Below are 12,650 nucleotides of genomic sequence, written 5' to 3' on the forward strand. Positions count from 1 at the left end.
GTTCCATGGAGGTGCTGCACGCGCCGTGCTTGCGGCAGCCAGGGCACGCATTTCGCCGCGCACACCATGCTGGTGGCATGGCCCCAGGTGACCGTCGCTGAGGCAGCAGCGGCGCCGTAAGGGTGCCCCCAGCTAATGGGTCGCGGCCCCAGCCGTCGTCCATCAGCTGATGGACCGTCTGCTCGCCTCGAAAGACGTGCTGCCAGCGCGGCAGATCGGCCCGGTGCACGAAGGAGGTCGGGGCGTGTTGGCCTGGCGGGTGCCGACCTCTCGGCGGCGTGGTCGGAGACCAGGGCGGCGACGGGCGCGTAGGTGGCGTCGACGACCTCGCGGCGCTTGAGGTAGCGCTGGAGGGTTCGCCACTGCTGGTGTTCGGCGTTGGCGTGCTCGACGTGGAGGCGCTCCGAGGACTGCTGATGGCGGGCCGCGTCCCTGGCGGCGATGTCTGTCGGCTTGGCGCCCTTCTGCGCGGTGAGCCGGGGGGGGTAGGCCTGGTCGAGAACTGCTCCGCCAGGCCGCGGTAGCCTGGGTCGACCGTGGCTCGGATCTGGGGCGCACGGTTCGAACACGTCGCAGTTCTCCTTGGTCTGCAGGGCTGTTTGGTCGCTCGTTCGCTCGGGGTCGTCGGGCCCGGATTGCCGTGCCGTCCAGCCGCAGCTCGCCGTCCTCGACGCCGCATAGGCGCAGCCATCCGCGAAAGGGGCAAGCCCCAGGTCGCCGGGGGTCGTTGGTGCACCCCGCCGTCACGAGAGCGACGACGGGGTGCAGTGCACGGCCCCGGCACCGTCGGCGAGAGCCACGGACGAACGGACCAGGCCGTTCGCGGCTGCTGCGCGTCAGGGGCCTGCGTGCCAGGTCCCAGAAGGGGGAGCGGTCGGCTACTTGGCCAGGAAGGCCAGCAGGGCCTGGGTGACTTCGTGGGCGTGAGTCCACAGCAGCCCGTGGGGGGCGCCGTCGATGACGACGTAGTCGGCCTGCGGCAGCGCCTGGTGGAAGCGTGCCCCGGTGGCTTCGATGGGCAGGATGCGGTCGGCGGTGCCGTGCAGGATCAGGGCCGGGACGTCGATCTTGGGCAGGTCGGCGCGGAAGTCGGTTGACCAGGTGGCGACGCAGGCCAAGGAGGCGTACGCGGAGGCGGCGGCGGCGACGTTCCAGCTGTGGCGCACCGCTTCTTCGCTGATGCGGGTGCCGAGGTTCTCGTCGAGGTTGTAGAAGTCCTGGTAGAACGCGGTGAAGTAGGCGTAGCGGTCGGCGGTGACGGCGTCTTCGATGGTGGTGAAGATGGTGCCGTCGACGCCGCCGGGGTTGTCGTCGGTCTGCAGGAGGAACGGTTCGAGGGAGGCGAGGAAGGCGGCCTTGGCGATCCGAGCGGAGCCGTAGGTGCCCAGGTAGCGGCCGACCTCGCCGGTGCCCATGGAGAAGCCGACCAGGACGGCGTCGTGCAGATCGAGGGTCTCGAGGACCGTGTTGAGATCGGCGGCGAAGGTGTCGTAGTCGTAACCGGTGGTGGGCTGGCTCGAACGGCCGAACCCGCGCCGGTCGTAGGTGATCACGCGGTAGCCGGCCGACAGCAGAGCTGCGGACTGCTTCTCCCAGGAGTGGCCGTCGAGCGGGTAGCCATGGATCAGGACGACCGGCTGTCCGGTGCCGTGGTCCTCGTAGTACAGCTCGATGTCGGTCGAGTTTTCCTGGCCGACGGTGATGAACGCCATGAGGGGTGCTGCCTTTCGGGGTGAGGTGCGGGGGTGGTGCGGTGTCCTGGCGGACACGGGTGGGGTGACCGGCGGTGAGCCGGCTGGGAAGGGCAGTCGGCTCGGTCAGCGGACGGTGCGGGCCGCCTGCTCCACGATGCGGGTCACGGCCTCGGGACGGGAGACGGACACGGCGTGCGACGCGTTGATGGTCGTGATGTGCGCCTTGGCGCGAGCCGACATGAAGCGCTGGCTGGCCACGGGGATGTTGAGGTCCTCGGTGGTGATCAGCGACCAGGAGGGGATCGTCTTCCAGGCGGCCTGCGTCGACTTCTCCTCCAGCGCGGCGGCGGCGACCGGCCGCTGCCCGGTCGCCATGAGCCGGGCCTTGTCGGCCGGCACGTCTGCGGCGAACTGGTGGCGGAACTTCTCCGGCTGGATGTAGACGTCCGCGCCCCGGCTCCCGTCGGGCAGCGTGTAGTCGACGGACTCAATTGCCTGGCCGAGGGTGCTGCCGGGGAATTTGTTCGTCAGTCCGAGGGAGCTCTCGCCCGTGTCGGGCAGGAACGCGGCGATGTAGACGAGCGCTTTCACCTTGTTCTCCAGGCCAGCCGCGGCCTGACTGATGACGGTGCCGCCGTAGGAGTGACCGACCAGGACCACCGGTCCGTCGATGTGGTTGACGACGCTGCGCAGGTAAGCGGCGTCGGTCGCGGGACCGCGCAGCGGGTTGGCGGCGGATACCACCGGGTATCCCGCACGCTGCAGCCGGGCGACGACCCCGTCCCAGCTCGCGGCGTCAGCGAACGCTCCGTGCTCCAGCACGATCGTCGGACGGTGCGGGGCGTGCGGCGATGCCGCGGCCGCGCCGGGCAAGGTGGCCGCCGCCACGGACAACCCTACGGTCGCGGCGACACCGAGCAGGGCAACGCGGCGGTTCGGACGGGTCAGGGGGGTGATGCGCATCGGTGATGTTCCTTCGTGGTGTGGCGGTCGGCCCGGGGCGGGCCGTACCGGTGAAGGGGCGGGTGCGTTCGCGGGGCGACGCACCGCTTCGCTCCCATAACTTGGCGAGGTGGGATGCGGTCCGTCCGCGCCACGTGGTCGTCGGCGCGGAGGGCACGGAGGGAGCGACGCGCGACAGCGGGCCGGAGTGTGCCGGCCGGGCTGCGGTCGAGCGGGCCTGGGAGCGAGGACCCGACCCCGGCTGCCGGGGCGAAGCGCCTTCCTCCTGCTTCTACGCTGGGAGGCCAGGATCGGTTCACCCCAAGGTCGGGGTGTTCGTTCGCGGGTACCGAACCGGGCCGCGTGCAGCCCAGCGATCGGCCGTGGTCCGAGGGGATCGAACCCCCGGTGGGCGGTCTGCCGCGGCTCTCCAGGGCGAGGCGGGGTCGTGTGCCTCAGGCGGTGGAGGCGAGGACGGCGTAGACCTGCTGGAGGTAGTGGTGGGTCCGCTCCGAGCCGAGGAGACCGTCGCCCAACCGGTTCATCGTGTAGGAGAACGTGACGCGTCGATCGAGGTCCATCAGGACGATCGAGCCGCCGTGGCCGACCCAGAAGCAGACACGCCCGGTGGGCATGTGCGGCATCGTCCTCGCGTCGGCGAGCGCATATCCGACGCCCCAGCGCACGGGAACGCCCAGGAACAGATCGACGCCGTCCGCCTGCACGTCGAGGATCTTGTCCACCGTATCCGCGGAAAGGAGCCGGCGGCCGTTCACCTCGCCATGACGTGAGATCACGGAGAGGGCCCGGGCCAGGCCGCGGGCGTTGCCGTGTCCGTTGAGGGCTCCGAGTTCGGCACGGCGCCACTGCGGGGTGTCGACGTGCTCGTCGCGGGCGGGGCTCCCCAGCAGCGTCCTGGTGAAGATCGCCTCGGGGTCGAGGGTGGCCGGCAGGGCGGGCAGCTTCGACGGGGCGATCAGCTCGGCGATGCGCGGCCAGTCGGCGGGGCGCGCCCCGATCTGGACGTCGGCCTGCGACGGCTTGGCGATCTCGGTGTCGACGAACTCGGTCAGGGTCCGGCCGCTGACTCGCCGGACCAGCTCCCCGATCAGCTGCCCTTGCGTCTGCAGGTGGTAGCCCGAGGCGCTGCCCGGCTCCCACCAGGGGGCCTGCCCGGCCAGCCGGGCGCTGGCGGTCGGCCAGTCGTACAGGTCGTCCATGGTGAAGGGCTGCTGCCAGCCGGAGAGCCCTGAGGTGTGGCCCAGGATGTGCCGCACCTCGATGTCCTGCTTGCCCTGGGCGGCGAATTCGGGCCAGTAGTGCGCGACCGGGCGGTGGAGATCCAGCGCGCCCCGGTCGACGAGGAGGAGGGCGGCCAGGCTGCTGAGGGTCTTGGTGGTCGACCACAGGTTGACCACGGTGTCCTGGCCCCATGGCACCCGGTACGCCGCGTCGGCGTGCCCGCCCCACATGTCGACTTCCATGACGCCGTCGACATCGACGGCGATCGAGGCCCCCAGTTCCTCGCCGGACTCCAGGCGTGCGGCCAAGGCCGCGCGGACCGGTTCGAACCGGGCGGTGCACGTTCCTTCGACGATGACCATGTTGCTTCCCCACTGTGGATGATGATCGTTCGCTCCCACAACGGCAGGAAGGCCCTCGCGGTTCATGCTTCGTCCCAGGTCAGGGGAGCTTGGGGGAGTGCCTGCGCGGCGAAGGGGCCTTCAGGGTGCGGGCACGCAGCTGCGCCCCGCCCCGGCGCCCGGGTATCCGGGCACGGAAGCAGCCGAGCGGGGCAGCGTCGGCGTTGCGGTCCCGGCGCCGCGCGCACAGCGTCCCCTCGCCGCGGCGCCCGGCACCCGATGACGGGGTCCGGGCGCCCGGGGGCCTGCTGATAATGTCGTGTCCGATATACGGAGAGCAGACGACGGGGTCCTCGCCGCGTAGACCACCTGCGCCGTTCCTCGCCGCGGTCGGCAGGGCACCGGGACGAGGATCGCGCAGGCGACCGGGTAGGTCGGGTGGCGCCGTCGAGCGGGATTCCAGGTGAGTGCGGTGACAGCTGTGGGACAGGGCCTCGACTTCGGGCTGCTGGGTCCGCTGGTGGTACGGCGGGCGGACACGGTCCTCGATCCGGGTCGGCGCAGGCAGCGACTGCTGGTGATCCGGCTGCTGCTCGCCGACGGCCGGGCGGTCGCTCCGCAGGCACTGTGCGAGGATCTCTGGCCGCAGCAGCAGGGGCGTGCGGCGGACGGGGCGATGAGCTCGCTGCACGCCCACATCAGCAAGGTCCGCGCGGTGCTGGAACCGCGACATCTGCGCCGACAGGGCACGTTCGAGGTACTGGTCACCGAGCCCCTGGGCTACGCCTTGCGCGTGCCGCCCGAAAGCCGTGACACCGTACGCTTCGAGCGGGCCCTTGCCCAGGCGCAGCGGCTGATGGACCAAGGCCGGCCCGAGCAGGTCGTGGAAGAGGCCCAGCGGGCCTTGGAGATGTGGCGCGGCACCGCGTTCGCCGATGCCGCACACCACCTGTTCGTCGCCAGTGAGGCGGCACGCCTGGACGAGCTGCGGCAGACCACCCGCGAGATGCGGGCCACCGCGCTGCTCCTGGGAGGTCGGATCACCGAAGCCCTGGACGCGGCGCAGGAGATGACCACGCGCCATCCCCTGCGGGAAACCGGTTGGGCCCTGCGGCTGCGCGCCCTGTACCTCGCCGGCCGCCATCCCGAAGCGCTGCAGTGCTATGCCGACCTGCGCCAGTACCTCGCCGACGAACTCGGCCTCGAACCCGGCCCACCCCTGCGCGCCCTGCACCACGGCATCCTCCACCATGACCTGCCACCGCTGCGCACGGCCGCTGAGGTGCACCGATTCGGTGCAGCGCCCGGTGCCGCCCCGGTCGGGCCGGCCGGGTCCGGGGCGCCGGGCGGGGGAGTGCGGGCCGTGCCCGCCGGGCGGAACGCCGATGCACCGGCCGAGGCGGCGGATCGGCCCGGCCCGGGGAGCGGTGCCGGACCCGATGACGAGACCACGCCGCCGGTGGCACGTCCGGCCCAACTGCCCCGCGACCTTGCGGCGTTCGCGGGGCGGACGGCCGAAGGTGCGCGGCTGTCGGCCGTGAGCGGCGCACCGGACGGAGCCGAGCCGACCGCTCTGCCCACCGTCGTCATCAGTGGTGCTCCCGGAGTGGGCAAGACCACCTTCGCCGTCCACCACGCCCACCGCATCGCCTCCTCATTCCCCGACGGGCAGCTCTTCGTCAACCTGTGCGGGTTCCACCCCGACGCACCCGCCGTCGATCCCGGCACCGCCCTGCACGGATTCCTTGTCGCCCTCGGCGTTCCGGCCCAGCGCATCCCCGAGGAGACCGCGGGGCGCAGCACGCTCTTCCGCAGCCTCCTCGCCGGCCGGCAGGTCCTGCTCGTCCTGGACAACGCCCGCGACGAGCAGCAGGTCCGCCCCCTGCTCCCCGCAGGCGACGGCTGCCTGACTCTCATCACCAGCCGCAACCGGCTTCCCGGCCTGCTCGCCACCGACGGGGCCAAAGCCCTCACGCTGTCGCTGCCCTCGCCGGCCGAGGCCCATCAGGCCCTCGAGCAACGCCTGGGCCCCGAGCGACTGGCCGCCGAACCCACCGCCGCAGCCGACATCATCCGGCTGTGCGGACGGCTGCCCCTGGCGATAGCCATCGTGGCCGCCCGCGCTGAGATCGACCCGTCCTTTCCCCTGCGCGCCCTCGCCGACGACCTGCAACAGGTCCAGGGCGGCCTCGACGCCTTCACCGGCTCCGACGCCACCACCGACGTCCGTGCCGTGTTCTCGTGGTCCTACCGGTCCCTGGACGACTGCAGTGCCCGGCTCTTCCGCCTCCTGGCCCTGCACGCCGGCCCCCACATCACGGCCCCAGCCGCTGCGAGCCTGGCCGGCATCCCCCTTTCCCGTGCCCGCCGCGCCCTCGCCGAGCTGGCCGGTTCCTGCCTCGTGGAACAACCGCTGCCCGGCCGGTACAGCCTGCACGACCTGCTGCGCTGCTACGCCACCGAGCTCACCCAGGCGCACGACGCCGCCCCGGAACGCCGCGAGGCCACCCTCCGCGTGCTGGACCACTACTTGTTCACCGCCTACGCAGCCAATCAACTGCTCAAGCAGGACATATCCTCCGATCTCGACCTGGGGGCGCCCCGCCCAGGCGTCACACCGGAACACCACACCGGCATCGGCCAGGCGACCAGGTGGTTCAGCGCCGAACACCGGGTGCTGTCCGGCCTGCTCCGCACCGCCGTGAGCCAGGGGCTGGACCACCACAGCAGCGGGCTGGCCTGGTCGCTGAAGGAATACCTGCACCGCCAGGAGTTCTGGCCCGAAGCCCTCACCGCACTGGCCCCGGCCCTTGCCGTCGCCCGCCGCCAGGGCGACCGTCTCGAAGAGGGCCGCTGCCTGCGCCACCTCGGCCACCTCCACGGCTATCTGGGCCATCAGGACGAAGCGCTGCATCACCTGCGACGCGCCACCGCGCTCTTCGAGCAGCTCGGCGCCACCGGTGAACAGGCCCGAACCCACTACGTCACCGCGTGCGTGCTGTTCTTGTGCGGCCGCACCCAGGAGGCCGTGACGTTCTCCGAGCGGGGTCTGGAGCTGTCCCGGCAGACCGGTGAGGAGTTGTGGCTGGCCGAGTGCCTGCTCGAACTCGCCTGGTTCCACTCCAACCTGGGGCAGCTCGAGAAGAGCCTGCTGTACAGCGAAGAGGGCATCGCATTGTTCCAGCGCCTGGAGGCGCCGTGGCAGCTGGCCCAGGGGTGGGACATCTTGGGGTACAACCTCCGCCTGCTCGGCCGCTACGAACAATCGCTGGCCACCTACGAGCGGGCGAGGCGGGCGTTCGAGGAGCTGGGCGACCACAGGAACGCCATTGGCTCACTGATGCGGCTGGGCGACGCGCGGCTGGCCTCGGGCGATCGGGACGGCGCACGAGCGGACTGGGCCCGCGCTCTGGAGGACGCCGACGAGCGAGCCATGCGCCACAGCGCCCAGCAGGTCCGCGACCGGCTCACGGCCTTGGACCTGGATGCTGACCCCACACCCACCGTGCCGGAGCGAGCGGTCGGGAGCCATCGGCTCCCGGCCCCGCGCCACGGTGGTGCCGCGCGCGCGGAGTCCGACACGAGTCAGGGCGCGCGACGCTGACGGCGGCCATCTCGCGGCGCGGGGCCTCACCTCTGGGCTCCCGATCGCACGACCGGTGCGTTGTAGCGGGTCCGGGGCAAACGAGCCGGGATCGGGTCAACCCGGTGGTGCGCAGCGTTCGTACGTCCGGCGCTCCACGGGTGTGACAGCCCCATGCGGTCGCTGCCGCCCTCGTGCCGAAACGTACCGATGCTGCGGTGGGCCCGGTCTCGAACCGAGGTCGCACGGCCGTGACATGGGCCCCGGCAGGGGGCGTGCGGGCTCGAAACGAAGCGGCCCTCGAAAGTGCTGTGCTGCTAGCCGCAGAAGGGGCCCGAAGGGCACATATTGGTGCGAGGCTGCGCCGCCAGGGCGCGGGCCGGCACTGCTGGCCAGCCCGTGAAGCGATCACAGAAGTTCCCTTTCGTTGCGGCACCGGCGGCAGTACCGGCACCTCGGAGGCAGGAGCACTTCCGCGGAGGGCACGACGGAGCGCGCTGGTCGTGGAACCGCGGGCCCTGATCTGCGAGCCGGCCCTCCCCCCTGAGAACGCCTGGATCAGGGCGGCGGTTCACCCTGCGCCGTAGAAGGGAGCAGCGGCGCACGGAGCCGGCCCGACCTCAGGACACCCATGGCGGGGCGAGCTGTGGCGGGCGGGTCCCCGGGGCGCCCCGGCCGGCGAGCCGTACAGGCCGGCTCGCCGCGCGGGGCCGAGCACGGGCCGGATACGCGAGGGCGGACCGGTGCCACCGGGCGAGGCAGGCGTACGCCTTCGTAACGGATGGCGCGACGCGAGGACGTCCGCTGCGCAGGAGATCCGGGGACCTGACCCAGGCCGAGGGCGGACAGTGCCGCGAGGCACGACAAGAAGACGACAAGGTTGGGTCAAGGGGCCCCCACGAGTGTTGAGCCACTCGCCCGCCCAGGGCGAGCACGCCACAGAACACTTGACCAGGAACGGGCTCCACCATGAACGGGATCAGAGAAGCAGGGACCACCCCCCTCGCTCCGGCTCGGGCGCAGGCCCGGCGCGTCGCGTCGGACGTCGATTGCACTGCCTTTGTCCGCGACGTCTACGACCAGCACGGGCCCCCGCTCGTCCGCTATGCCACGCGGCTGCTGGACGGTGATTGGCACAAGGCGGAGGACATCCTTCAGGAGACCGCGGCCCGCGCCTGGAAGCACGCCGGATTCCTGGACGCCCGGGAGGACCACATCCGACCGTGGCTGTTCACCGTGGCGAGAAATCTCGTCATCGACCACCACCGGGCCCGGCAGATCCGCCCGCTGGAGCTCATGCCGGTCGAGGACCTGGACGCCTCCTGGGACAGTACAGAATCCACGATCACCACTCACGTGGTGCGCAAGGCCCTGCGGGAGCTGAACGAGCAACAGCAGACCGTCATCCGCCTCATGTACTACCTGGAGTGGAGCGTGGCCCAGGCGGCCGATCATCTCGGCGTCCCGCCGGGCACCGTGAAGAGCCGCGCCTTCTACGCGGTGCGGGCACTGCGCAAGGCGCTGGAGAAACAGGGCCTCCGCGCAAGCTAGCCCTGGCACCGGTGGGTTGGCGGTGTCCGCTCCACGACGTTGAGCTACGGTTCGTCAACGATCACTGGTGCCGGGTTGGTCTCCCTGGCGCTCTCCTCGCGGTGACTGCCTAGGCTGACCGGCTGCTGATGTCGACCGACGTCTCCGGTGCTGGAGAGCTTCGGCACTTCGCACGCATCCTCGCTGCGGCGAGTGGCCGCGGAAGCACTGCCGACACGGGCATCTCCCACAGGGTCCAGGAGGCCCAGGATCGAGGCCTGCCGTCATCTGGTCGGGGCCACCGGCACGGCCGCCTCCATCGGATCGCGCGACGCCGCCGCGATCCTCGCCGGCGACACGGGCCCACTCGTGATCCCCGGCGCTTCTGCGGCTGGGGGCAGCGGGGACACCGCGATCTGACCTGCCCCCGCCATCCCCACCGTCGGTCGCCCGATGAGTTTCAGGCGGTGCGTTGGCCAGTGGTGTCCGGAGGGTGTGCGCCTGTCGGATGCCGCCGCGCAGGCGGGGGCCGCGAGGTGTGCGGGGCCCGGGGACGGCGGCAGACCACCAGGGGAGGGCTGGTCCGCGCAGGCGGACCAGCCCTCCCCTCACCGGCGGCCGGAACTGCCGGTCAGTGGTGCCGTCCGTGGCGACGGCGCATGGCGAGGGCCGTGCCGCCGCCGAGCAGGAGGACAGCGGCGAAGGCCAGGCCGCCGACCGACGCGCCGGTCTCTGCGAGGTTGCCGTCGCCCGGCGTGCCGGAGGCGGTGGGGGCGACGCTGGGCGCACCGGTGGTCGCGCCACCGGAGGTGGCCCCGCCGGTGGTCGGGGCCGTGGTCCCGGGGGAGGACGAGGTGCTCGGGCTGCCCGTGCCGGTGGGCGTGCCCGTACCGGTGGTGGTGCCGCCGGTGGGTGTGCCGGTGGATCCGCCGTTCTTGCAGTCGGTCCAGAAGACCTTCTGCTTGGCCTTGCCGTGCTCCCCGTCGAAGGTCCAGCTGAGCTTGTAGTGCCCGTTGGGCAGGCTCAGGTCCTCGGTGCGGCCGTGGCCCTTGCCGTCCAGGGCGATGGCGCCGGTCTTCGCCTCCTGGTTCTTGCCGGTCGGCGGGATCTCGACGATCTTCCAGGCGGCCTGCTGCTGGCCGTCGAAGAAGAACGCGTCGAGGTAGAACGTGCAGACGTGCGGCTCGTTCTTGACGAGCTCCTCGCCGGTCTTGGCGTCATGGATCTTGATGGTGCCGTTGTCGCCGGGAGGGGCGGCGAAGGCGGCGGGAGCGAGCAGCAGGGATGCTGCCGCCACCGCGGTCGCCACGCCGGCCAGGGGAAGGGTGCGCATGGGCATACCAACCTGAAGATGAAATGGAGCGGGGGGAGGTGGCCAGAATGGTGCTCCCCGATCGGCACGTCAAGGACAATGACACCACCTATATCCGGCTATGACGCCTGTGTCCCAATAGCCTGGGGTAACAATCCGGCCATGGAGATTCGGTGCGGTGCGGGCCGATCCAAGTCCGTTCCGGTCGCGGGCTCTTCGGATCCGTCGGCCCCCAGGTCTGCGCGGTCGATGGCGCCTCCGCGGCCATAGCAGGCTGACACGGCCGTAACGAAAAGCCTCACAGCCTGTCGGTTACGGCCCGTGTCGCCCCGCCTCCAAGCTGACACCTGCGTCTTACGCGTTCGACGTGGCACGGAAGTTTCCGGAGATTCCCCTCCGGTGTGCGCAGCTTGGCCCGCGCACTCCTTTCGGACTATGTCTCCTTCTCCAGCTCAGGAGGTCGGCTATGGCTCAGGTTTCCACCAGTGACAGCGGACAGGCGGTGGCGGGTCCCGTCTGCGCGGACCAGCCGAACGGAACCGACGGCGTGCAGCGCCTGAAAGCCAACTCGGTGGGCCTGGTCGGGGTGCTGTTCATGGCGCTGGCCACCGCCGCCCCTGTGACCGCGATGGCGGGCAATCTGCCGATCGTCATCGGATCGGGCAACGGGGCCGGCGCCCCGGCCGGCTTCATCTTCGTCACCGCCGTCCTCGTCCTGTTCGCGGTCGGCTACGTGGCCATGGCCCGTCACATCACCGCTGCCGGCGCCTTCTACGGCTACATCTCGCACGGCCTGGGCCGGATCACGGGCATGGCCTCCGGCCTGGTCGCGGTTCTGGCGTACGTGGTGTTCGAAGCGTCGCTGGTCGGCATCTTCGCCTCGTTCGCGCAGACCGCGGTCCAGGCCCAACTCGCGATCGATCTGCCGTGGATCGTCTACGCCGCGCTGATGGTCGCCGTCACCGCCGTGCTGTCCTACTTCGACTTGGACATCGCGGCCAAGGTGCTCGCCGTCTTCCTGATCGGCGAGGTGCTGATCCTGTCCGTGCTCGCCTTCTCCATCCTGTTCCACGGAGGCGGCCCGGACGGCCTGGTGGTCTCCTCGGTCAACCCGGCCAAGGCCTTCACCGGACCGTCCGCCGGACTCGGCCTCTTCTTCTGCTTCTGGTCCTGGGTCGGCTTCGAGTCCACCGCGATGTACGGCGAGGAGTCCCGCAACCCCAAGCGGATCATCCCCAAGGCCACCCTGCTCGCCGTGGTCGGCCTCGGGATGCTCTACACCTTCGTCTCCTGGATGGTGATCGCCGGCAGCGGCCCCGGCGCGGCCATCGCGCAGGCCGGGTCCTTCGACGTGTTCTCCGCACCGCTGCAGCAGTACCTCGGCCACTGGGCCGTCAGCCTGTTCCAGTGGCTCGCCTGCACCAGTGCCTTCGCCTGCGGGCTGGCCTTCCACCAGTGCGCCTCGCGCTACCTGTACGCGATCGGCCGTGAGGGGTTCATCCACCCGGCGCTCGGCCGCACCCACGCCCGGCACGGCTCGCCGCACGTCGCGTCCTTCGTGCAGACGGGCATCGCGGTGGCGATCATCGGTGGTTTCTGGGTCGCGGGCAAGGACCCCTACGTCCACCTCTACACCTTGATGGCGATCCTGGGCACGCTCGCCCTGCTGATCGTCCAGTCGCTGTGCTCGTTCTCGGTGATCGCCTACTTCCGCACGCACCACCCGCAGTCCCGGCACTGGTTCCGCACCCTCCTCGCCCCCGCACTCGGCGGCCTGGGCATGCTGGCGGCGGTCTATCTGCTCGTCGCCCATTTGGACACCGCGGCCGGGGACGCCTCCAACACGTTGGTCTTCACCCTCATCCCCTGGATCGTCGCGGGGGTCTTCGCCGCGGGTCTGGGCATCGGCCTCTACATGAAGAACCGCCGTCCCGAGCGGTACGAAATCATGGGCCGGATCATCCTCGAGGACGCCCAGGAGCGCCCCGCCCCCTGACCACCGTCCC

7 protein-coding genes are annotated in these 12,650 nt (G+C 71.0%); 3 read left to right on the plus strand and 4 right to left on the minus strand.

Annotated features, from left to right (window positions below; all coding sequences use genetic code 11):
* Positions 1-878 precede the first annotated feature (878 nt).
* The 3 genes from ABZ721_RS14675 to ABZ721_RS14685 all read right to left on the minus strand — a co-directional run bounded on the left by ABZ721_RS14675 (position 879) and on the right by ABZ721_RS14685 (position 4,240).
* Entirely contained in the window at positions 879-1,712 is an 834-nt protein-coding gene (locus tag ABZ721_RS14675; RefSeq protein WP_358788983.1) for an alpha/beta hydrolase, read from the minus strand.
* A gap of 105 nt (positions 1,713-1,817) precedes the next feature.
* The gene (locus ABZ721_RS14680) at positions 1,818-2,657 is read right to left on the minus strand and encodes an alpha/beta hydrolase (protein WP_358788984.1); all 840 of its coding nucleotides are present in this window, start codon (positions 2,655-2,657) and stop codon (positions 1,818-1,820) included.
* A 434-nt stretch (positions 2,658-3,091) separates the two neighbouring features.
* Complete coding sequence (locus tag ABZ721_RS14685; protein WP_358788985.1) at positions 3,092-4,240, minus strand: serine hydrolase domain-containing protein; 1,149 nt, start codon at positions 4,238-4,240, stop codon at positions 3,092-3,094.
* A gap of 451 nt (positions 4,241-4,691) precedes the next feature.
* Between ABZ721_RS14685 and ABZ721_RS14690 the strand changes: the two genes are divergently transcribed.
* Positions 4,692-7,823: a BTAD domain-containing putative transcriptional regulator gene (locus tag ABZ721_RS14690; protein WP_358788986.1), complete on the plus strand. Its 3,132-nt coding sequence runs from the start codon at positions 4,692-4,694 to the stop codon at positions 7,821-7,823.
* Positions 7,824-8,771: 948 nt separating this feature from the next.
* A complete protein-coding gene (locus ABZ721_RS14695) occupies positions 8,772-9,353 on the plus strand; it encodes a sigma-70 family RNA polymerase sigma factor (RefSeq protein ID WP_358788987.1) in 582 nt (193 codons plus the stop codon).
* A gap of 610 nt (positions 9,354-9,963) precedes the next feature.
* On the opposite strand, the gene ABZ721_RS14700 is transcribed toward ABZ721_RS14695, so the two are convergent.
* On the minus strand, positions 9,964-10,665 hold the full coding sequence (locus ABZ721_RS14700) for a hypothetical protein (RefSeq protein ID WP_358788988.1): 702 nt from the start codon (positions 10,663-10,665) through the stop codon (positions 9,964-9,966).
* A 574-nt stretch (positions 10,666-11,239) separates the two neighbouring features.
* On the opposite strand from ABZ721_RS14700, the gene ABZ721_RS14705 reads away from it, so the two are divergent.
* On the plus strand, positions 11,240-12,640 hold the full coding sequence (locus ABZ721_RS14705; RefSeq protein WP_358789083.1) for an APC family permease: 1,401 nt from the start codon (positions 11,240-11,242) through the stop codon (positions 12,638-12,640).
* Positions 12,641-12,650: the final 10 nt, after the last annotated feature.

This window comes from Streptomyces sp. NPDC006733, assembly GCF_040636125.1.
Classification (GTDB): Bacteria; Actinomycetota; Actinomycetes; order Streptomycetales; family Streptomycetaceae; genus Actinacidiphila.

Excerpts from the sequence above, each read along its gene's own strand:
- ABZ721_RS14675 (WP_358788983.1), bottom strand. The coding sequence starts at position 1,712 with ATGGCGTTCATCACCGTCGGCCAGGAAAACTCGACCGACATCGAGCTG.
- ABZ721_RS14680 (WP_358788984.1), bottom strand. The coding sequence starts at position 2,657 with ATGCGCATCACCCCCCTGACCCGTCCGAACCGCCGCGTTGCCCTGCTC.
- ABZ721_RS14685 (WP_358788985.1), bottom strand. The coding sequence starts at position 4,240 with ATGGTCATCGTCGAAGGAACGTGCACCGCCCGGTTCGAACCGGTCCGC.
- ABZ721_RS14695 (WP_358788987.1), top strand. The coding sequence starts at position 8,772 with ATGAACGGGATCAGAGAAGCAGGGACCACCCCCCTCGCTCCGGCTCGG.
- ABZ721_RS14700 (WP_358788988.1), bottom strand. The coding sequence starts at position 10,665 with ATGCGCACCCTTCCCCTGGCCGGCGTGGCGACCGCGGTGGCGGCAGCA.
- ABZ721_RS14705 (WP_358789083.1), top strand. The coding sequence starts at position 11,240 with ATGGCGCTGGCCACCGCCGCCCCTGTGACCGCGATGGCGGGCAATCTG.